This window comes from Microcoleus sp. C2D2 (genome assembly GCF_036702495.1).
Classification (GTDB): domain Bacteria; phylum Cyanobacteriota; class Cyanobacteriia; order Cyanobacteriales; family Microcoleaceae; genus Microcoleus.
The window spans coordinates 12,311-33,615 of sequence record NZ_JAUBTO010000065.1 but is presented as its reverse complement, the minus strand read 5'-3'; the positions used below and the strand labels follow the sequence as shown (position 1 = coordinate 33,615).

21 protein-coding genes are annotated in these 21,305 nt (G+C 44.2%); 5 read left to right on the top strand and 16 right to left on the bottom strand.

Annotated elements, in window-relative coordinates; genetic code table 11:
• Positions 1-363 precede the first annotated feature (363 nt).
• The 3 genes from QUB61_RS20805 (at position 364) to QUB61_RS20795 (ending at position 3,419) form a co-directional block, all read left to right on the top strand.
• Positions 364-1,788, top strand: coding sequence for an aspartate ammonia-lyase (locus tag QUB61_RS20805; protein ID WP_333130038.1), 1,425 nt, complete (start codon positions 364-366; stop codon positions 1,786-1,788).
• A 176-nt stretch (positions 1,789-1,964) separates the two neighbouring features.
• On the top strand, positions 1,965-2,291 hold the full coding sequence (locus tag QUB61_RS20800; RefSeq protein WP_333130037.1) for a hypothetical protein: 327 nt from the start codon (positions 1,965-1,967) through the stop codon (positions 2,289-2,291).
• A gap of 168 nt (positions 2,292-2,459) precedes the next feature.
• Positions 2,460-3,419: a DUF362 domain-containing protein gene (locus tag QUB61_RS20795; RefSeq protein WP_333130035.1), complete on the top strand. Its 960-nt coding sequence runs from the start codon at positions 2,460-2,462 to the stop codon at positions 3,417-3,419.
• A gap of 481 nt (positions 3,420-3,900) precedes the next feature.
• On the opposite strand, the gene QUB61_RS20790 is transcribed toward QUB61_RS20795, so the two are convergent.
• From QUB61_RS20790 to QUB61_RS20775, 4 genes are all read right to left on the bottom strand, one after another.
• Entirely contained in the window at positions 3,901-4,236 is a 336-nt protein-coding gene (locus QUB61_RS20790) for a hypothetical protein (protein ID WP_333130033.1), read from the bottom strand.
• 523 nt (positions 4,237-4,759) lie between these two features.
• Positions 4,760-5,188 (bottom strand): hypothetical protein, encoded by a 429-nt coding sequence (locus QUB61_RS20785; protein ID WP_333130031.1) that lies wholly within the window; start codon positions 5,186-5,188, stop codon positions 4,760-4,762.
• The gene (locus tag QUB61_RS20780; protein ID WP_333130029.1) at positions 5,189-5,404 is read right to left on the bottom strand and encodes a hypothetical protein; all 216 of its coding nucleotides are present in this window, start codon (positions 5,402-5,404) and stop codon (positions 5,189-5,191) included. It lies immediately after the preceding gene.
• Between the two features lie 3 nt (positions 5,405-5,407).
• Positions 5,408-5,539 (bottom strand): hypothetical protein, encoded by a 132-nt coding sequence (locus QUB61_RS20775; RefSeq protein ID WP_333130027.1) that lies wholly within the window; start codon positions 5,537-5,539, stop codon positions 5,408-5,410.
• Positions 5,540-5,677: 138 nt separating this feature from the next.
• Between QUB61_RS20775 and QUB61_RS20770 the strand changes: the two genes are divergently transcribed.
• On the top strand, positions 5,678-5,923 hold the full coding sequence (locus QUB61_RS20770; protein ID WP_333130025.1) for a hypothetical protein: 246 nt from the start codon (positions 5,678-5,680) through the stop codon (positions 5,921-5,923).
• 253 nt (positions 5,924-6,176) lie between these two features.
• On the opposite strand, the gene QUB61_RS20765 is transcribed toward QUB61_RS20770, so the two are convergent.
• The 12 genes from QUB61_RS20765 to QUB61_RS20710 all read right to left on the bottom strand — a co-directional run bounded on the left by QUB61_RS20765 (position 6,177) and on the right by QUB61_RS20710 (position 19,642).
• The gene (locus QUB61_RS20765) at positions 6,177-7,025 is read right to left on the bottom strand and encodes a WecB/TagA/CpsF family glycosyltransferase (protein ID WP_333130023.1); all 849 of its coding nucleotides are present in this window, start codon (positions 7,023-7,025) and stop codon (positions 6,177-6,179) included.
• Positions 7,026-7,103: 78 nt separating this feature from the next.
• Positions 7,104-8,186, bottom strand: a complete 1,083-nt coding sequence (locus QUB61_RS20760; protein WP_333130021.1) for an NAD-dependent epimerase/dehydratase family protein — start codon at positions 8,184-8,186, stop codon at positions 7,104-7,106.
• Positions 8,187-8,238: 52 nt separating this feature from the next.
• A complete protein-coding gene (locus QUB61_RS20755; protein WP_333130019.1) occupies positions 8,239-9,474 on the bottom strand; it encodes a glycosyltransferase in 1,236 nt (411 codons plus the stop codon).
• Positions 9,474-10,634 (bottom strand): glycosyltransferase family 4 protein, encoded by a 1,161-nt coding sequence (locus QUB61_RS20750; protein ID WP_333130017.1) that lies wholly within the window; start codon positions 10,632-10,634, stop codon positions 9,474-9,476. The genes QUB61_RS20755 and QUB61_RS20750 overlap by 1 nt, the downstream gene beginning before the upstream one ends.
• A 1-nt stretch (position 10,635) precedes the next feature.
• Positions 10,636-11,544 (bottom strand): glycosyltransferase family 2 protein, encoded by a 909-nt coding sequence (locus QUB61_RS20745; protein ID WP_333130015.1) that lies wholly within the window; start codon positions 11,542-11,544, stop codon positions 10,636-10,638.
• 333 nt (positions 11,545-11,877) lie between these two features.
• Complete coding sequence (locus tag QUB61_RS20740) at positions 11,878-13,137, bottom strand: glycosyltransferase family 4 protein (protein ID WP_333130013.1); 1,260 nt, start codon at positions 13,135-13,137, stop codon at positions 11,878-11,880.
• Between the two features lie 25 nt (positions 13,138-13,162).
• Positions 13,163-14,089, bottom strand: coding sequence for a glycosyltransferase family 2 protein (locus QUB61_RS20735; RefSeq protein ID WP_333130011.1), 927 nt, complete (start codon positions 14,087-14,089; stop codon positions 13,163-13,165).
• Between the two features lie 106 nt (positions 14,090-14,195).
• Entirely contained in the window at positions 14,196-15,260 is a 1,065-nt protein-coding gene (locus tag QUB61_RS20730) for a hypothetical protein (protein ID WP_333130009.1), read from the bottom strand.
• A gap of 38 nt (positions 15,261-15,298) precedes the next feature.
• Positions 15,299-16,516, bottom strand: a complete 1,218-nt coding sequence (locus QUB61_RS20725) for a hypothetical protein (RefSeq protein WP_333130007.1) — start codon at positions 16,514-16,516, stop codon at positions 15,299-15,301.
• Positions 16,513-17,847: a flippase gene (locus tag QUB61_RS20720; protein ID WP_333130005.1), complete on the bottom strand. Its 1,335-nt coding sequence runs from the start codon at positions 17,845-17,847 to the stop codon at positions 16,513-16,515. Before QUB61_RS20720 ends, QUB61_RS20725 begins: the two co-directional genes overlap by 4 nt.
• A gap of 119 nt (positions 17,848-17,966) precedes the next feature.
• The gene (locus QUB61_RS20715; protein WP_333130003.1) at positions 17,967-19,385 is read right to left on the bottom strand and encodes an O-antigen ligase family protein; all 1,419 of its coding nucleotides are present in this window, start codon (positions 19,383-19,385) and stop codon (positions 17,967-17,969) included.
• 32 nt (positions 19,386-19,417) lie between these two features.
• Positions 19,418-19,642 (bottom strand): hypothetical protein, encoded by a 225-nt coding sequence (locus QUB61_RS20710; RefSeq protein ID WP_333130001.1) that lies wholly within the window; start codon positions 19,640-19,642, stop codon positions 19,418-19,420.
• A gap of 60 nt (positions 19,643-19,702) precedes the next feature.
• Between QUB61_RS20710 and QUB61_RS20705 the strand changes: the two genes are divergently transcribed.
• Complete coding sequence (locus QUB61_RS20705; RefSeq protein ID WP_333129999.1) at positions 19,703-21,184, top strand: polysaccharide biosynthesis/export family protein; 1,482 nt, start codon at positions 19,703-19,705, stop codon at positions 21,182-21,184.
• The last annotated feature ends 121 nt before the right edge of the window (positions 21,185-21,305 follow it).

Here is a 21,305-nt window from a genome sequence, read left to right as displayed (position 1 = left end):
GCAATTCGCCTGTTGCAAAATTGTTTGTGCTACCAAATATAACAACTTTCCCCGATTTGTAATTTGAATTTTTGTTACAAAAATCCGAAGGAGGGTTTAATATTTATTATTAACAGGCAAAATTTCTCTAATAAAGTACAAAATTAGGTCATCTAAAAAAGTCGTAATTACACAACTACTCTTCACAAATTTCCGTAAGAATATTAATTAAAAATTTGAGTTTTGAGATTTAACTCGGAGTGTGAGATAATTATTTACAATCGTGACTTGTATGTTACTGAGTCCGCCGACGCGGTAAAACAGCAGTGACAGTCAGCAGCGGTAAAAAAAATCCCAATTCCTAATCATCACAAACAAAGCGATATGAGCGAACACCCAACCATCAGCTACCGCACCGAAAGCGACTCTATGGGAGACAAACAAATCCCATCTAATGTCTATTATGGCATCCAAACTCTAAGGGCTATTGAAAATTTCCCGATTAGCGGCATTAAGCCTTTATCAACCTACGTTGATGCTTGTGTTTTAATTAAAAAAGCAACGGCGATAGCCAATGGCGAACTCGGCTGCATTCCCCAAGACATCAGTCAAGCCATTGTCCAAGCAGCAGATGAAATCCTAGCTGGCCAATTGCGCGATCAATTTGTAGTTGATGTCTACCAAGCCGGCGCCGGAACTTCTCACCACATGAACGTTAATGAAGTTCTTTCAAATCGCGCTTTGGAAATTATGGGCGAGGAAAAAGGCAACTACAAGCGCGTTAGTCCTAACGATCATGTAAACTACGGTCAATCGACAAATGATGTGATTCCGACTGCGATTCGGATCGGCGGATTGTTGGCCTTAGAAAAAACTCTTTTTCCGGCTTTGGCGGATGCCGTACTCGCCCTAGAAAACAAAGCCGAAGAATTCAAAGATATTGTTAAATCCGGCCGCACTCATATGCAAGATGCTGTGCCGGTTCGACTCGGCGATACCTTCGGCGCTTGGGCGCAAATTCTCAGAGAACATACCTTGAGAATTGACAGGGCAGCCGATGATTTGACATCCCTGGGATTGGGGGGAAGTGCTGCAGGAACAGGCTTAAACACTCACCCTGAATACTGTCAAAAAGTTGCTGAAATTCTCTCAGAATTAATCGACCAACCCCTGAAACCAGCAAGGCATTTAATGGCAGCTATGCAGAGTATGGCACCGTTTGTAAATGTGTCCGGTGCACTGCGAAATCTCGCTCAGGATTGCGTTAAAATGTCCCACGACTTGCGTTTGATGGACTCAGGGCCGAAAACGGGTTTGAAAGAAATTCAACTGCCTCCTGTGCAACCGGGTTCGTCAATTATGCCGGGAAAATACAACCCTGTGATGGCAGAAATGACATCGATGGTTTGTTTTCAAGTTATGGGTTACGATAGCGCGATCGCCCTCGCCGCCCAAGCGGGACAATTAGAATTGAACGTGATGATGCCCCTGATCGCCTACAATCTCATTCACAGCATCGAAATTTTAGGCAATACCATCAGCGCCCTGAGCAGCAAATGCCTCGCAAAAATAGAAGCAAAGGGCGATCGGTGTCTCGCTTACGCAGAAGGCAGTCTCGCCCTCGTTACCGCCCTCAACACTCACATCGGCTATCTCAACGCCGCCGCCGTCGCCAAAGAATCTCTAGAAACGGGCAAATCTTTGCGGCAAATTGTGCTAGAAAGGGGTTTAATGAGTGCAGAAGACTTGGCAAAAGTTCTAGATTTAGAGAAAATGAGTGCGATGCCGGCATCTTCTGCTAACGTTTAGGCTCAAGAAGGTATCAGGTAGAAACTAGAATGCTGAACTCGATATAATTATTCTGCATTCTGCCTTATGAGCTCGGCTTAAGCCCTGTCACTGGTTAAAGTTAAACAATTCAGAATTCAATTTTTTGAGATTTAATTCTGAATTTTTTTATAGTCTAAAGTTGGGGAGCAAAATTTATGCGCGCAGGTTCTTTTGGCAAATTAACTCAAGATAAAGAGAACACAACTCAAGTGACATTCCATTATGTGGAAGGTCACACGGAAACCTTTACTATCCCGATACCTGCACAAGAATTTCAAGAGGAAGTGCTGCATTTGTTAAATCAACCTTGGTTGACTTTTCATTTAGTAGATCAAACGGTTTTTATCTGCACGGCCCGGTTGGTGAAAGTGGAAGTTAAACCTGCTATCCCTGAACTGCAAGGTCAAGGAGTATTCTCTAACTCGCTGCGAGTTAGTACCATGCAGCGGGCTGCGGTTGGTAGATTGACAACGAATACTTAAACCGAGTTGCTAGTTATCGGTAAGGGGTAATTGGTAATCGGTGATTAGTAATAGCTGACAAGCGGTAAGGTGCGCAAGGCGCACCCTACATATAGAATTTGTACGTAAGTCCCCGGAAAAATCCCCAATTCCTAATTCCCCATTTCCCTGAGAAAAGAATTAAAAATTATGTCTGTTGTTAGTTTAATTCGTGCCAATTCATACGATCGCCAAATCTTGCAAGCATCTTTAGAAAGTTTGCTGGCACCCTGGGGCGGAATCTCGGCTTTTGTCAAATCGGGCGATCGGGTTTTACTCAAACCCAATCTCCTGACAGGTTCTCGCCCTACAAAAGAATGCGTCACCCGCCCGGAATTGGTTTACTGCGTGGCTAAAATGGTCATTGAAGCGGGAGGAAAACCATTTTTAGGTGATAGTCCAGCTTTTGGTAGCGCCAGGGGTGTAGCCAAAGCCAACGGTTATTTGCCGCTGTTGGAAGAACTGAATTTGCCAGTAGTTGAGTTTCAAGGAAAACGCTACGAAACTGTCAGCGAAGATTTCAATCATCTGCTTCTTTGCAAAGAAGCCATGGAAGCAGATGTAGTGATTAATCTGCCAAAACTCAAATCTCACGTTCAATTAACCGTGACAATGGGCGTGAAAAATTTGTTCGGCTGCGTGCCTGGTAAAATGAAGGCTTGGTGGCACATGGAAGCTGGGAAAGATAGCGCCAGATTCGGTGAAATGCTAGTAGAAACTGCCCGGGCAATTAACCCAAATTTGACGATTTTGGATGGCATTATCGGTCACGAAGGTAACGGGCCAAGCGGCGGCGAACCTAAGTTTTTGGGAATTTTGGGCGCGTCTGACGATGTGTTTGCTTTGGATCGAACTTTAGTTGAAATTATTAATGCCGATCCGGCGGCGGTTCCCACTGTAGCTGCGGCGATGAGATTGGGACTTTGCTCGAATTTAGAGGCGATAGATTTTCCGCTTTTGCAGCCGGAAACTCTCAAGGTTTGGGATTGGAAGTTGCCGGAAAGTCTGGTGCCGATTGACTTTGGTATGCCGCGGGTGATTCAGTCTACTTTCAGGCATTTTTATATCCGGTTTATCAAAGAAAAGTTCAGCATCAAGGCTTCGCATTAGCGAAGAGAGAAGGAGTAAAATTTGTTTTTTTATTCCTTCTCGTTCGCCTTGTTAATGGTGAAGAAATATGATTGCCATGTGACAATTTATGTATTTATATAAAACATAAATAACTTTGTCATAAATCTATGGTTTAAAGCATTTGTATCGCCGTATTCGGAAATCGCGATCGTTCTTGCTAGCTCGAAGCAGTTTGAGGATCGTGTTTTAGTACACATACTGATAAATTGCACTTTATTTAAACCAAATTCACCCTAAAATTGCGATCGTCTTTATAATAGACAGAGAAAATATAAAGATTCATTAGCACAAATTTGAGAAGACTTTTAAAGCTGGCGTAGAACATAGGCACCAGGTTATTGCCTACTCAATGCGGGCTAATCAAGCCACCGAAAGTCAATTATGCGACGATCCCGATCCGGTTTTGGCGTACTGTTAACTGCCTTAAGAATCCTTTTGCCTATGATTGAAACAAGTTTGATTAAGGTAGCCACTGAGGCCGGAGGTCTGGTAAAGGCAATGGTTGAGGTGATGGATCGCCATTAAATTTAGATGTTTTTTTCAAAGTTAATAGCATCAAACTCGACTGGGCGATCGCACTTAGACCATCTGTTCTCAAATCTCTTGTGACTGGTGCCGATTCCTTGGCAACTACCCGGTATAATAGCAATTCTAACCCGTCGGGCGACCAACTCATTTTTGTCTCCACTTGGTCGGGCAAAACTAACAGGGGTTTTACTGCAAATGTCGGCAAATCAATTGCTTCGAGGGTGAGTTTCTCATGAAAATCTTTCCCGGGCTTGCGCCGGGTTAACAAGCAGTAAAGCTGAGAATTTATGGGATCAAAGTGACAGTTGAGGAATTCTCCGGCGGTGCGGATAAATTCTTTTTGTAATCCCTAATTTGTTACTAAAAATATTGATTGGGTAAAATCGCTGTTGTACTTCAGCATTGCCGATTGTCTGCCCTCGGGAGTGAAGCTAAAAACTCTACGAAAAGATGGTATGAAGTCTAAAGGTTTGACGTTTGGTGTCAGGGATAAAATAGCGATGCCGTCTGCTTGGGGATTGGCTAAAGTTGCACTGTCTGGGCGATTAAGAGGGGATAGCTTCGCTTCACGCCAATTCTCCGGCCGCGCGACTCAACAGCCCCTGGGGAATCGGGGAAATTTCCGGCCTCGGCACCCACAAACCAATATCTTCTGCATTGCCCCTCTTGGCCCGCCCAACAGCGAGATCCTTGCCGTCGGCAGACCTATCATATCAAATCCGTTAGCATCGGAATAGTAAATTCGAGTTCACTGTTGACGGTTGACTGTTGACGCCGTGAACAGTCAACCGTCAACAGTCAACCGTCAACATCATTCCGGTGTAACCGGAAATGATGTTGAATGTGAGATTTTCGTAGTCTTGATTGCCTAAAATCTCGTGGATAGTGCCTGGTTTTTGATCCGGATCGGAACTTCTGCCTGTGGTTACGGCATACAAAGATTGTTCGTACAAACCGCGCTTGTATTTCGAGCATTCGCTAGCAGAAAATAAAATGCGATCGCCCGCCGGGTAAATTCTAAAATCTTTAACTACTAAGTTCTCAGAAGTGAGGATAATTTTTTGTTGGCGGGTCAGATTGTAAAGAATTAACCGCTCTTTTTCTGCGGCTTCTGTGGGTTTGTAAACAAAAACTCGATCGCGCGTGCTAATTTGACTGACAAACGGTGCGATCGCATTTCCTTGTTTGTCAAAACCTAGTTTCTCCCGCGCTTTTTGCAATTAAATTTTATAAGTGCGATTAAGAGCCCGATAGCTGCGCTTCACGTACTGAGGAGGCGCTATCAGAGTATATACCAGCGGCCGCCGAGACCAACTAATTTTTCCAGGCAAAGGCGGCTCGACGTGCAGATTTGCTTCTGGGCGAACCCGATGCATTGGGCGGCCCAAAGTCAGGATAAAAGCAGTATCTCTCGCGCCTACTTGTTTGTTTTGCAAGCTTTAATCGCGCACTTTCGGTAAAGATCGATCGCCCCTGGAGAGCAAAAACCCGATCGCCCAACTCAGCAATACCATCAATTGTAGAGCCGCGCGGTCGATCGGCTCGAATATTTTTAATTTTCCCACAAACATACCAAAGCCTGAATTTATACTAGACTTCTTCCCAAACTTGAAAGTCCGCGCAGGCGGACTTTCAATACAAACAAGCAATCTCAAATAAAAAGTGAAATTTTATGCGATCGCCTCAAATCGATCTGTTAAACTAAAATCTTGAACGTCTACTGGAAATTTATCGCGAACAAAAACCTAGTGGCTTTGCTGAGCTGTTGCGGTTCTTTAGCCTTAATGCTCTTAGCGGTAAATCCCGCTAATCCTAGCACCCCAATTTCCCCAAATAAAAGCATTGAACCCAATGACGAAATCCAAGTCAATCCAGGAATAAATCAAGACCAAAGCCAATCCTCTCTGCCAGAAATCAACTCTGACCAAATAGGAAACCTCACCACCATAACTTGAGGCTGCGACTGCGCTAGCTGTCTAGAGCGAGTCATCAAAATGATACCACAAGGAAGGCTGACACTTCCTCTGTTACCTAGACAGTAAGTTACAAAGCAAGCCAAACAAAAATTACAAAAAACAACCCATTAATTCTAGATTCCCATAGTCACAAGTTTAAAGTCGAAAGTCAAAATAATTAATTATTACTTCTACTTTTGGCTGTTGGCTGTTTATTAGTGAAAACTGACAATTCACCACAGAGCGGGAAATTTCAACCATACAATACTTCTTCTACAGGCGGCGTGGCGTCTGTGGGGTCGAACTGTCTTATTTTCAAAGCTTGCAGCAAAAACAGCCACATATAAAGCGGATTCAAAAAAACATAGCGCTTCCAGAGGCGCTTGGGTTCCTTCATCAGCCGAAACAGCCATTCCAAACCTATCTTAGATAACCACTCAGGACATTTAGCCAAAGTACCCGCATGAAAATCGTAAGCAGCACCTACAGCAATCAGCGGCATTGATAAGTCGTCCCGGTATTCGTAAGCCCAGACTTCTTGTCGCGGACATCCCAAACCGACAAAAGTAATTGCTGCACCGCTGTTGCGGATTTGCTGCGCAATTTCCTGTTTCTCTTCCCGCGACTTGAGCTTCCTAAATTTAGAAGGCTGAGTTCCAGCAATAATTAACCCGGGAAAACGCTGGCAGAGATTGCGAGATAAATCCTCCAGTACAGAAGCTTTAGAGCCGTACAAATAGATAGATAATCCTTCTTCTGCCGCACGTTCGCAGATTTTTAACATCGTATCCGGCCCGCAGACTCTATCGGGCAATTTGGTATGGTAGAGCAAATTTAACGCCCACCTGACCGGCTGTCCGTCTGGCAATACTAAGTCAAAGTGATTGAGACGATAGCGGTGAGTGCTGTCTAGAACTCCAGTCATTACCCCGTGCACAGCTAAAGCCGAAACTGACATTGGTTTTCCGGCGCTGGCTGCCGCCAGAATTTTGCTAACAGCCGCTTCATAATTAACGGCATTAACGAACACACCGAGTAAATTCTTTTTACCTTTATCAATCATGGAACACCCCTTTAAGCCAACGCTCGCGGTTACACTCATAATTTTCCCCTAATATTTGTTTAACGTTGTATTCAATCGTTTACCCCAAAATTCCCATGCACATTCTTTTTGTCCTGCTCAATCATTCGACCCTTCTTTCACCCAACGCTCGCGGTTATATTCATAAATTTCCTGTAGGATTTGTTTAACGTTATATTTCATTTTCCAGTCAGGATAGTGACTGGCAAATTTTGAATTGTCGCTAATCCACCAAATGTGATCGCCAATGCGATTCCCTTCAGCATAAGTCGAATTGAATTTGCGTTCGGCAATTTCTTCCGACATCTGGATGGCTTCTAACATCGAACAGTTGCTGTACCTGCCTCCTCCTGTATTATAAACTTCGCCACTTCTGGGAGCTTTATAAAATTCATAAAAAGCCGCAATTAAATCAGCGCTATGAATGTTATCGCGGACTTGCTTGCCTTTGTAGCCAAACACGGTGTAAGGAGTTCCCGTCACGGCGCACTTCATCAAGTAAGCGAGGAAGCCGTGCAATTGAGCTCCCGAGTGATTTGGTCCTGTCAGGCAGCCACCACGAAAACAAGCGGTGTTCATCTGAAAATATCGACCGTATTCTTGAACTAAAACGTCAGCCGCTACCTTAGAAGCACCAAACAAACTGTGCAGGCATTGGTCGATTGACATATCTTCCCTAATGCCGGTTTCGTAAGTATGGCCGGGTTCAATTTCCCACCTATGTTCTAATTCAATTAAAGGCAATTTGTTGGGTGTATCGCCGTATACTTTATTGGTAGAAGTGAAAATGAAAACCGCTTTAGGACTGTACAAGCGAGTTGCTTCTAAAAGATTGAGAGTACCGTTAGCGTTGACGGTAAAATCTATTTGAGGATCGCGGGCAGCCCAATCGTGGCTCGGTTGGGCTGCTGTGTGAATTACTAACTCGACCGACTCCCCGTACCGCTGAAAAATCTTGATAATGGCTTCATAGTCGCGAATGTCCACAGCTAAGTGATTATACTTAGTACCCAAGGAGTTTTCGAGGAGTTGGCGGTTCCAGTTTGTAGAACCATCAGCACCAAAAAAGAACTCGCGCATATTATTGTCGATGCCAACTATATCTAAGCCTTGTTTGGCAAAGAACTTACACGCCTCAGAGCCAATTAAACCCGCCGAACCCGTAATGATTGCAACGCCCACGTTTCACCGCCTAAAAAAATATAGTTTTCTTTGTTTTGTGCGATCCAACAAATCAGAAGTTATCCTGATTTTCGATGACTATATCTTCGCACAATTGGGCAAAGAATTTACCTTTGATATTCCAATCATAGATTTCCCGGACGCGCGTTTGACCCGCTCGACCCAAGCGCGATCGCAATTCCCGATCCTGGGCTAAACACACTATAGCTTCTGCTAGACCTTGCACAGCGCGGTTTGGTTCAGTAGCAGCCACTTTAATGCCCGTTTGGGCCGTCACTTGAGTAGCCGGCCCGCCCAAATCCAAACAAATCGTCGGACGGCCAACCCCCATCATTTCCGTGCAGACAAAACCGCCAGAGTCATGCAAACTTGGATGGAGGAGAACGTGAGACTCCCCCATTTTAGAAAGAGTTTCAGTGCGAGATAACGTTCCCCAAAAAAATACTTTATTTGCCAGTCCCAATTCTGTTACCAAAGCTTCCAAACGCTGCCTTTCCGGGCCGTCTCCCACAATCCAGTATTCCGATTGTTCCAGCTTCGCCTCAGCAAATGCGCGGAGTCCCAAGTGCACCCCTTTCCAGTGTAAGAGACGACCGACACTGATGAATCTAATTGGTTGCTCCGGCGGGGTGGGAAATTGCTCGAGTTCTTGAATTTCCTGCTGCGACAAACCGACTTGCGAGAAAATCTTCACGTTTTTTGCTTTGAGAAATCGCAGTCTGGCTGCGGTTTCTTCCGTAGTTGCCAGCGCCACGGCACTGCGGCGCGCCGTCAGACCCACAAACGGATCGCGTTCTCCTACGCTTTGAGCCAATGCTCGCAGCGTTTCGTAAATTTTGCCGCGGCGGCTAAAATCTTGCCAAAAAGGCTTTGGTGCTGCTTCTGCACCCCCCACAGGCCCCCAAATAAAAGGATGCGGCAACAGCGCCAGGAAACTTGGAGACCAATGCTTGACATAAGTTACGTGATGTACTAAGTCAAAACCGATTTCGCGATCGAGCTTGCGAGCGATAAAATAAGCCCAGATTTGCCACAGATAGTAGTGAAGTTGCAGCAATCCTTGTCTCCCCTTCCAATCTTCGCTCCACCCAAAGGGATCGAAATAAACAAAGTGCAGGTTGGGCACTGGGTTCCGCTCTAGTTCTGCTTCAATGTACGATCGACAAAACGTGCGAGTAAATACCCAACTTTCGTGATGTTTAGCAGATTGGATAACAGTATGCCATCCTACTCCCTCTTCGGAGCCGAGATTAGGTTCGCAAGCAAACGCAGATAAAAGAATTTTCATCAACTTTTCTCCAATACTAGCGAAGTCACATCTGCTATTAATTTCGCAGCATTTTCGGGTGTATGTTCAGCGATCAGTTGCTGGGATTTTTGGCCCATCCTCACTAACTTTTCTGGGCAATCAATCAAGTCCCGCATCGCGTTTGCCATACTTTCCGACTGATAGGGATCAAAAATATAACCATTTTCACCTTCAACGATCATTTCGCAAGCCCCAGCCCATTTTGAACACAAAACAGGCTTACCAAATGCCATCGCTTCTAGCACCACCATTCCCCAAGTATCTTCTAACGTAGGAAAAATAAACACATCAGCTTCTAGAAAATAATATCCCAAGTATCCGTATTCAATCCACCCTGTCCAAACAATTTGTTTTTCTAAACCTTCTTCTTTTGTAAGTGCTTCTAGTTCCGATCGCTGTTCCCCGTCTCCAACGATAATGACTGTGTAATTCGAGTATCCCTGGCTTTGCAAAATTGTGCAAGCTTCTAACAGATTTTTAATCCCTTTGCGGGAAATTACTTGACCCACGCACAGAAAAATTGGCTTGGGAAATGACAAGGAAATAGACTTATTATTTTCTAACTTTTGTACCAAAGCTTTAGCATCAGGAACCATGTAAGGTTGAGCAAATATCTTACTTTCGGCGGCCCCAATCACTTCTACCAAATATTCTTTACCTCGGCGACTATTAGAAACAAAGGTATCAGCAAATTTACCCATCCAGCGTCGAATCGTCGAGCGCACCTTAGAATCTCGAAAGTCTACATTCGGGGAACTACTTTCATAAACTAAAACCAGTCGCCATTTTCCTATAGGCTTAAAAATTATAGCTACCAATGTCCAGATCGAAAATCCACTAGCAAAAATGACCTGGGGCTTGAATTTCAAAAGAGGAAAAATAATCCCAGGAGTAGCCTTAATATAACCACGACTGTACCCCGTTTTGATCTCTTGGGTGGTGATGAATTGTGTATCTCCCACAACTTCGACTGCTTCTGTACCAGGAGCTTCCGGATCGTAGCGAGGCCAGAGGCGACCTGTATAAAAAATCGTGTTCGGAATTAGTTTTTTGAGTTCATGCAAAACAGGCGGCCAATAGGCCCCAAACTCTGCAGAAGGAACGAGCCAAGCGATGCGAACTTCATTTTTGTCAACCATCCTATTCACCTGGAGTTTTGTTTTTAGTCAATCCCAGTTTGCTCAAAACTGAAAACCAAACTAACCTTCTGTAAGGTAGCAACCAATAAATCGGCCACAATAAACCACCGTGACGCTGAGCAAACAATTTCCATTCTTCCCAGGGTTGAAGGGTAGCATCTTGAAATGCTAAACCTTTGGGTTGATTCATTTTTTGCAAGCCTTCACTTATATTAGCAGCAGCTACTTTTGTAGACTGCGGATTCGGCGAACAGATTCCTTGATAGCCCGGAGCTATCCAAACTGTACAGCCTTTTTGTCGAGCACGCAAACCGTATTCCCAATCTGATAAGTAATGAATGAACGCTGGATCTAGGTTGCCTACAATGTCAACGACGCTGCGAGGAATCAGAACGCAGTTGCCATTCATGCTGTCACAAGATTGAGGTGCTTTTGTAGGTTTGAGAAAGCGAAATTTAAAGGGAAGCAACGGGGTAATTTTAACTATACCGCCGTAAGTAAAATCACCAGTATCCGGGTCACAAGTAGAGCCGGCAACGATCGCCTTTTTTTCTCCTTGTTCAAATAACTCGCGGCTGGTTGTCAGCAGCGTATTTAAAGCCTCTGGAGCGAGTACCGTATCGTCGTTGAGCCAGAGGTAGTAATCGGGCTCGTCTTTCATGGCTTCGCTGAAAGCTATCCGCATGCCTCCATTCCAAAATAAATTGCCATCTCCCGAAAAAAGCTTGACTTGAGGATATTTTTGCTGTACTCCTTCAGACGTGCCATCAGTACTGCCATCATCTACCAGATAAACGCTGAGTGCAATTTCACTTGTTAATGTTTGGTTAAACAGCGACTCTAGAGTGACTAACGTCTTTAACTTGCGGTTGTGACAAGTGATCAGGACTGCTATACTGGTGTACTCCATTTATCTAAAAGATTGGGCTAACGAGTAAAAACTTGTCCTCGGACGATCGGCAATACCGATCGAGTTCGAGTCCTATTCAATTATTAACTTAACTTGACCACACTATCAAGAGATTTAATGAGAAATTTATTTATTTTAAAACCGGGCCACCATCAGAATCGTTACCAACTGTATTCTTCATCACTCAGTGCCCCGCTATATTCGCTCATAAACCCAATTTGCTAATTTATTTGGTGATTTCCCTACTTGGCACCGATCGTAATTGCGTCAACTGTCGTTGTATAAATCAGCACCTCGCCTTCTCAGCAAATACACTAGTCATCCTGGCTTTCTTCAATCAACACCATTAGCTGCTTGCAAGATTTCTTCATATAGGTTTTTGTACGCGCGAGCTTGCACTTCTAATGTAAATTTCTCTTCAACTTTGAGGCGAGCGCTGCGACAGAGCTTTTGATGTCGGTCGGGATCTTCTAAAACCCAAGCAATTCCTCGCGCTAAGTCTTCTGTTTCATAAGGTTTAGCTAAATAACCATTTTGTTGCCCATCGACAATATCTTTTAATCCCGTCACATCAAAAGCCACCACAGGCGTGCCACACGCCAAAGCTTCCGATGCCGTCTGGCCAAAAGCTTCGTACCGCGACGGTACAACCATCACATCAGCCGCTGCATAAACTTTTGCTAAACTTTCATCTTCCAATCGGCCGAGATAATGAGTTTTAAAACCAACATCGATCGGATTTTCAGGTTGAGAAGAACCGAAAACCAAAAGTTCAATTTTGTCTTGCCATCCCGACTTACTGAGGCTTTGCAAAGCCAGAACTAGCAGCGAAAAACCCTTCCAGCGATCGTCTGTTCCCTGCATCGCCCCAAACAACACCAACTGTTTATTTTGAGGTAAATTCAAACTATCTCTCACCTGCGGGCGGTTCAGCGGTTTGTAGACTTCAGCATCAAGACCATTAGCAATTACTTTAACCGGATATTTCTTAAACAAAGAACTAGATTTCGCACATTGAGCCAACCAATTACTCGGAGTTACCAAATTCAGATCCAAATTTTGCCAACCTTGAGCTTTTCGCTGCCAAATCCAACGAGAAATATCAGTATCTTTAGTGCTGTGAAGTTGCGGACAAGCACCACAAGAATTCATGTAGCGATCGCAATTTTCACTGTAGTGGCAGCCACCCGTAAACGCCCACATATCGTGCAGCGTCCAAACCACCGGTTTATTAAACTTGGCGAGGGTTTCAATCTGCATATAACCTTCACAAACCCAGTGCAAATTAATCACATCTGGGTTAATTTTAGCAACTTCCGATGCCAAGGAATCAGGAACCCATTGTGGCGAAAAAATTACCTTACCTAGTTTTGGATAAAGTTTTAACGGCAATCTATTTAATTTAGGTCTGAGACTCTTAAACTTTTCTCCTAATTTTGGCGGCATCAACCGCACATTTTCATCATTACTAGACTTATCATTTACCAAAATTTGGGAATTTACCGCAATACTTTGCAAACCCTCGTGCAGGCGATAAGTCGCCCTCGCAGCACCACCTTTAATATCGTAATGACTTACCAGCAAAACTTTCATCAAAACATCCTTAACTCATGCTTACTTACTTTCTCAAAAATTGTTTAATTTTTCGCTGTACTTTCTTGACAAATTTCGGATCGTAATCATATAAACTATCCTGAGTGAAGTTATCGGCTTGCGCATCCCGAATCACAAACGGAGGATGTTTCAGAGGAAAGGCGATCGGTTCAACAGGCATATTATTGTAGGGACTGCTGAGGTCATCCGTGTGAGTTCCCCCCGTTCCGTGTCCGATATTTGCAGCTAAATTGACATTAGACAAAATATTTAAACCATTTTGAATAAAACTAGCAAACGTCCACTGAAAATCCCAAGTATCAATAGCTTTTTCGTAACACAACTGACAAGTTTTAGTCCAGATTTTGGCAGCATGAGCATCTCCCAATACATCCATCAAAAAATTGCCCTCCCGAACTTGGGGCCACAACTTCATATCTAAATCATAGTGCTGCCAAGCTCGCCTCCAACTCGCCCAACTCCAACAGTGAGTGTAGCGAGAAAAGTAGTAACTGAAATCTGTTCGCTGCTTTCCGAATTGAACATTTTGTCCAGATATTGACATAATTCGTTCGTCGTATCGGTAGCGTTCGAGCAACTCTTCTGCAAAGTAGAAAAATGTACTGTCAGGCAAACAATCATCCTCAATAATAATCGCCTCTTCCACCGTATCAAACACCCAATCTAACCCGCTAGAAACGCGATTGCGACAGCCTAAATTGATTTCGGAATAATTCTGCAAAACTTCGCATTCCCAGTCTACCTGCTCGATGACAGCCCGTGCTGCTGCGCACTGCACGTCTTCTCCGGGTTTGTCGGGGCGTGGCCCGTCTGCAACTACTAACAATTTAGGCGGCTTGACTTTGCGAATTTCTGCAAATACCCTAGTAGTTTCTTCCGGGCGTTTGAAAATAATAAAAGCAACTGGTGTCTTTAATTGTAGATCAGACATTTACACAACTCCACTATTGTAATTGCTGCGAATCTAGTAGGGTGCTTGTGGCGCACCTTACCTTCTGGGAATCTAGTAGGGTGCGCCACAAGCACCTTACCGCTATTTATTTTGCACTTAAAACACTTGTTACTTTCGACAATCTCCTTTTTATGCCAGACATTCTGTTGTCGAACATATCCAGAACAGTCTTAGAAGTATTGCGTTTTGGGATGCCTACATAACCGGCAACATATTTAGCAAACTGTTCTCCTACAGGCAAATTCCAAAAATCCGAGTTCGGATTAGCAACTTGTCCAAACAGTCGCTTAATTCCGTATGCTTTTTCGGCTGGTAAGTGCCACACGTCCAAGTTTAGATCTGCCTCAGTTGCCGTATATATTAGATGCGATGTCCAAATGCGATTGAAGTAAGCGTTGCCGCTGCTGCGAGCGTATCCCAGCTTGTTATAAATGTAGCTGAGCATCTGTTCTTCTGTGTTAAATTTGGTTTTTCCTTCGGCATATCTTTGCAAGCAAATGTTCCAAATAGAGTCTATTTCCTCCGACAATATTTTAATATGTTTGCCGCTTCCAACGATAAATTCTGCACCAAAATACTTGGGAGGATCGTCTACTTGATAGCCTAATTCTTGATAAATTTTCTGCATTTCCCGCCTGGTTAAACCGCTAATTATTTTGTCATCTGGTTCCTCTAGATCGTAAGTTGTCAAACCGTGTTTTTCGATATCGGCAATTGTGCGATCTGCTGAGTTTATCCACACGCAATCCGAGTCCAAAGCAATGCAGCTATCGCCCAATTCTGAATGGTTTTTCAAGTACTTAATAATGTCAAACTTAAAAAACGTACTTCTGAATGCGTGGAAGTATTCCAGCGGCGGCTGATAGGTAAATGGAATCTGGACAACTTTAACTCCGATTTTGTCGAAAAACTCAACGGTGTTAAAGCTTTCAATATTTGGAACGCGATCGGCATTCGTAAATAAGATATGCTCAGCTTCCGGGTTATTTCTAACGCTCGAAGCAAAATATACCACCGCACATCGCCAGTAAACTGATTGAAATTTTTCCGATGAGGATTTAGCATCAGATCCCTGGGGATATTTACTTTCCTGACCTTCTTCATCACAGCACATTCCAGTAACTATGTAAACAGAGCCGCTGTTGTTCATGGCGTATATCTCCTGTTGTTTTTAAAGTTTGAGGTTAATTAAAGCCGTGAAGCGAAGCTATCCCGAAGGGAATCGCCCATCATGTGAAAATAGAAATCCAATCGCTTGAGAATCATTTCTGAAGCAATATGTGCTAAGTTACTCAAGCTAGTCTGAAGTGGCAGATATCGATAGCGAAACGAAGACAGTCTGGGGTCTGATTCTTGATATAAAATATCTTGAGCAAAGTTTCCCCACCTTTCCTCGATCATATCGATCGTCATACCAGCGTGACCCGACGGTAATAGCATATTGGAACCGTGAATACCAATGGCCAACCGACTTTGTGAGTAAACCTGACACAGTTCTCGCTCAGTTGTTTCATCAAACTTCTCCACCCGAAAATCTTCAATCCACTCAGGAAAATTAGTGCTTCTCCCTAAACCTGCAACTGCAAATTTAGCTGAAGGTAGCAGTTTTTTCATCTTTGCAAACAACCTCCGCACGTTCCAATTTTGAATAGTTAAAGGAATTTGCAGCAGCTTTAGCTTTCGGCAAACTTGAAACAGCCATTTATTGCACCACAGACGATCTTCCCGCCAAACAAAAGTAATTTTATATTCAGATGTGTTAAAGTCATGTTTGGCAACTCCCGTAAATTTACTAATATCAAATTGGCTGGGGTGAGAATATGCTTCACTGACGTAAACTTCATCAAAACGTTCTATTTGTTGACTGACAAACTCAGCAAAGCTGGGATAGTAACATCCGCCATTTTTAAGTGATATAGGCACTGTCCAGACTTCGGCAACTCCTTCGGGAACCATCCACCTCATAAATTTTTGGACTATGACAATCAAACCAAAATCTGGATTAGATTCTAAATGCCTCTGTGCGTTCAGCAACTTTAAAAGGCTGTGTCCGTAAAGATAATCAATGCAGTTTAATACGATTACCCGATCGTAAGATTTGAAAATTTCTTGAGAAATTTCTAGCTGTTCGGCTTGAGGATTTTGCAGAGACTTGAGCAAAGGTTTTGCTAAAAATTCTTCCGCATATTTGTCATCACCAAAAGTTTTTCCTTGAGCTAAGTTAATGCTGTAAGCAGTTTTAGCAGCGTGACCAATTCTCAACTCGTCAATGATTTCGCCGCCGTCGGGAGACTCAGACACAACACAGACGTGGGTGCCTTGCCACAATACTTTGACAGGTTTGAGTACCTTGCCAGAATAGGGACAGTGCGATCGGTGTTCGATGTTTGGTTTAATTTTAATCATCTGATCAATCCTATCAAGCGGGAAGCCGCCTTGTATACATTTAGCGAATTTAGAATTAAATTACCAAAAGGTCTTAGTTCTTTAATGAAAAAATTGACTAAAATAATTACATATAAATAAGTTATCAAAGTTGCCACCGTTGCTCCAAAAGCTCCATAAGTAGGAATTAGCAGAGAGTTCAATACTATATTAAATATTGAACCGACAACCGTCAAGTAAAGACCATATCGAAGTTGACCTTCCAGAGCAAAATAGGCATTTCTAGCTATACCGAAGTTGCTCCCGAATTGAGCCCAAACGTAAACTGACAGCACTCTAGCTGAAGCTGCGTATTGCTCGCCGTAAAGGATCTGGATTATGAAAGGAGCCAGCAGAGAGATTGGTAAGGCAACCCCCAACCACAAAAGTAACATAGAATCGGAGTAAATCTGAAACTTTTTTATATATTCGCCGTAATTTTTAGCTCTTAAGTTGGCCAGTTTGGGGAAAATAGAAGAAGCAATAATCATGGGCAAAAAATCGCAAATTTCTGACACTTTGACTGCAACTGCGTAATATCCCAATTCAGTTTTATTTAAAGAACCGAGCATAATTTGATCGATTTTGGAATAAATAAAAACTGCCAAGCCAGACAGTACCAGGGGCCAACTTTCTTGAAGTAGTTCTTTGCCTCGCAGCCAACTCACTCGCCACAGTTTTAAATCATTTCCCCTGCTTTGATAGACAAGTGCGATCGCCACACCAGCGAAAGCCACCTCTCCCAACCTCAGCCAAGCAAAAGCAATCAACGGTGCTTTGATTTGAATCAATCCAATTCTCAGTGCTGCCACCAGTAAAGATACGGAATTCTTAGCAACAACCGTATACTTAGATTGAACTTGCGACTGAAACCAAAAATTTATGGTTTCAAAGGACTGAAATATCGTTCCGGCGGCGATAATCCCCACCAACCAGCGAGTTAAAATCTCATTGGGGTTCAATATAGAAATCACTGTCACCGTTAACAGCAAAGTGATGATTCCCCCTACAAATTGTATGGCGAAAGCAGTCCCCAGAGTCTCTTCTTTGCAGTCGGGATTGCGAGCAATATCGCGCACTACCAGAGTACCCAATCCCATTGTCGCCACTGAGGAAAACAGCGACACAAAGGCGCTCGCATAATTGAGCAAGCCAAATTGTGCCGGGCCCAGATATCGAGCTACCCACACTCCCACCAGCAGACCCAGAGCCATCTGCAAAATTTGGTCTGTCAACAGCCAAGCCAGATTGCCGAGTACCTGGCGGAGGCCGGGACCGAGCCTTTGACTGACCGCATTTAGCTTATCTAACATCAGAAAGTTTTGAGTCCTTGTCAGAAATAAATATACTTTTAGAGCGCTGGGGAATTAATCAAAAACCATGCTCCTTAACATAGTATATCATAGTTCTATCGATTTTTAACTTTTGCAAGTTAATCGGGATTCAATCTGGATGCAGATAGCTGAGGCAAATCCCGTCCGTAACTGCGGTGGTTGCTGGATGAAGATTTGCCACTATCGATACTGAGTCTAACTGTTATTAACACGTAGGCAAGCCACACATCCCCTATATCACATAGAGAACCTTCAGTAAGGTTATTCAAAATAATAAACACTAAGTAAATAATCGGTATTCCCGCTTGAGATAGCGGGCTACGGCTCAGTTCCCGCACTGCAAAAATCAGATTAGTCACCAGAGAAACTAAGATTAGTATCAGTCCCGGGTAACCGAAATAGAGCAATATTGCTATACCGCCATTATGAGCAGTTTTTGGTTGAAATCCACTCGGAGTATATACAAAAGAAGCTGGGGTTTTATCGCCTAGTAAATCTTGTACAAAAAAGCCATTAAATCCATAGCCAAACCAAGGACGCTGATTGGCGGCCGCGATCAATTGCGGCCAGAACTCCGTGCGCCCCGTCAATGTCAAATCCTTTCCCAAACCTCCGACAACAATAGATTCTAAGTTGTCTATGATATAGACGCTACCAATGATTCCCAAGACCGTAAGACCGACAAGAGAAGTAAAAGCCCATTGAAACTTTAACTTGCTGAGGAAACTCAAAGATGATACTACAAATAGGAGCATCAAACTATTAACTAGACAACCCCCTGAGCTACTAGCCCTCACTAAATAAAATGAAAAGAACAGGAAGAACAGAGCTATCCAGCGTTCTTTCTGAGTTTTAGCGCCTTGGGAATAGTGCAGATACCAAAGTGCTGTACTTATGACCATGAGCCCGCCTAAAGAATTTTTGTGGCTGGTAAGCCCTGCAAATTCCCGTCCCACATTCGGGTGCAGCAAAACACTAACTATACCGACCGAGGTATAGCCCCATCGCACCAAGCCTGATAGTTCGTCCCACTCATATCGCGCACCTACATAAAAACAAACAACTGTAAAGCCTGTAAATGCCATTCCTGATTTCACCGTAATATCAGGAACTAGGGACCACAGTGTGGATGTTATTGGTAGCAAACAATACACCGAAAAACAAGGATTTCTCAACACTAAAAATGATAATCCTTCGACAAACTTAAATTTTAAAAAACTAATAACTCTCCCGCACAAAACAAACATTATCCAGGGATAAAAGACAAAAGGAAGCTGACTGACACTACTGCCATCAGTTGCAGTAATATTTATAAAATGTAGGTAATTAAAAGGAGGTACATTGACGTGAGGAGATATGAAGATGTACAAAACAGCAAACCATTTTTCAAAAGTTACACCTAATTTTTTTTTACTGGCAATCTGAAATATGAACAGAGTGATCGTCAATCCGCTCAAACCCAATATAATTAGCAACAAATTATTGCCGAGAATTAGATCCTTAATGAGTCTCGCCATAAATATCTACCCTCAGTGATAAAAATATCAATTTAGCAGCGGGCTAATTCCACCCAAATAACACAATAAACCGAGGCTGTTGTCGCCCGTGAGCCTTCTATGTAAGCTGCTGCATATCTAAGTAGTCTGTTGGTTGGGTAGGAGGAGAGGGATTCGGGAATACCGAGGGTTTCTTTAATTCTGGCGAATACATAAGTGCCTGGGAGGGAGGGGAAGAAAATTTGAGGATTTTTTTTCCCTGTATCTGCGATCGACATGGCATTTCAATGGTAAGGGATTAAACTGGTGAATGATCCTAGCAAAAAAATAGGTAGCCTGTGATTAACGCTGATTTTACCAAACAAATAACCGCGCCCCTCTTGAGTTTGACCTTGGGGACGATCGCCTGCGCGAGTATTTCCCTCGGGTTCCCGGTTTCTGCGGAGGCGCAAGTGCGATTGCGGCCCGACACAGTCACTGCACAATCTGGGGGTGTTCGACGCTCGCCCGAAAGCTACAAACTCGGCGGTGGCGATCGCATTCTAGTAGAAATACTCGAAGTACCCGACCTCACTCGCGGCTACGAAGTCCTTTCCGACGGTTCAGTCAACCTGCCCCTGATCGGGCTGGTCTCCATCCGTGGCCGCACCTTAGTAGAAGCCACCAATATCATCCGCAACGCCTACCGGCGCGTCCTCAAAGACCCCATAGTCACAGTGAGCCTCGTCGCCGCCCGCCCCCTCAACGTGGGCGTCATCGGAGAAGTCACCAAACCCGGAAACTTCATCATCACCCTGACTCCCGGCCCGGGAGTCGCGCCGAGTGTCCAGTACCCCACCGTTACCCAAGCGATCAGACTTGCAGAAGGGGTCACTGGTGTCGCCGACATCCGCAACATCCGCGTCCGCCGTCCCCAACCAGACGGCCCCGATCAAGTGCTCAACGTCAACCTGTGGAATTTCCTGCAAGAAGGAGACATTTCTCAAGATATCATTTTGCAAGACAGAGACACAATCGTGATTCCCACAGTCGCCAACTTCAACCAAGCAGAAGCTCGCCAATTTGCGACATCCAACTTTTCGCCGCCGCCAGAAAAACCTCGATCGATCTCGATCGTCGGTCAAGTCAACCGCCCGGGGCCTTACGTCGTCATCGGCGGCAACACCACAAGCGACCTCTCCCGAGAAGGCTTTCCCACCGTCATCCGCGCCATTCAGCTAGCCGGGGGCATCACCCCCGATGCCGACATCCGGCAAATCCAAGTGCGCCGCGTCACCAGAAGAGGCGAACAAATTATCCCAGTCAACCTGTGGCAGTTCCTGGAGTCCGGCGACGGCGCCCAAGATACCATCCTCCAGGAGGGAGACACCATCGTCGTACCCAAAGCCACGATAGTCAACCCCGCAGAAGCTGGCGTGCTGGCTAACACTAACTTTGCTCCCCCCGGCATTAACGTTTATGTAGTAGGAGAAGTCAAAACAGCCCTCGATCCACTGAGGCTCCCAGCTAATGCCACGCTGAATCAGGCTTTAATTTCCAGAGGATTTTTTGGCTACGAGAATACGAGAGCTAGAAGGAATCAAGTTGAGCTGGTCCGCCTCAATAACGACGGTACAGCTACTAAACGGACGATCGAAGTCGATTTAACTCAAGGAATTAACGAAGAACTCAATCCTCAACTTCGCAACAACGACATGATTATCGTATCCCGCAGCGGTCTCGCCAACTTGGTAGACCGCATGAACGCTGTAATCGGGCCTGTCGGGCCAGCTACGGGAGTGTTAAATTTTGTAAACGTTCTCCGATTTTTATTCAGGTAAGAACGCGGCTGGTGAGGTTGATAATTCCTCGTAAAGGCTAGAATAAACTAAACAATAAGATTCCCCAGTCGCGACCCGGCAGCTTCAAAAATATCAACCTCAAAAATATCAACCTCAAAAA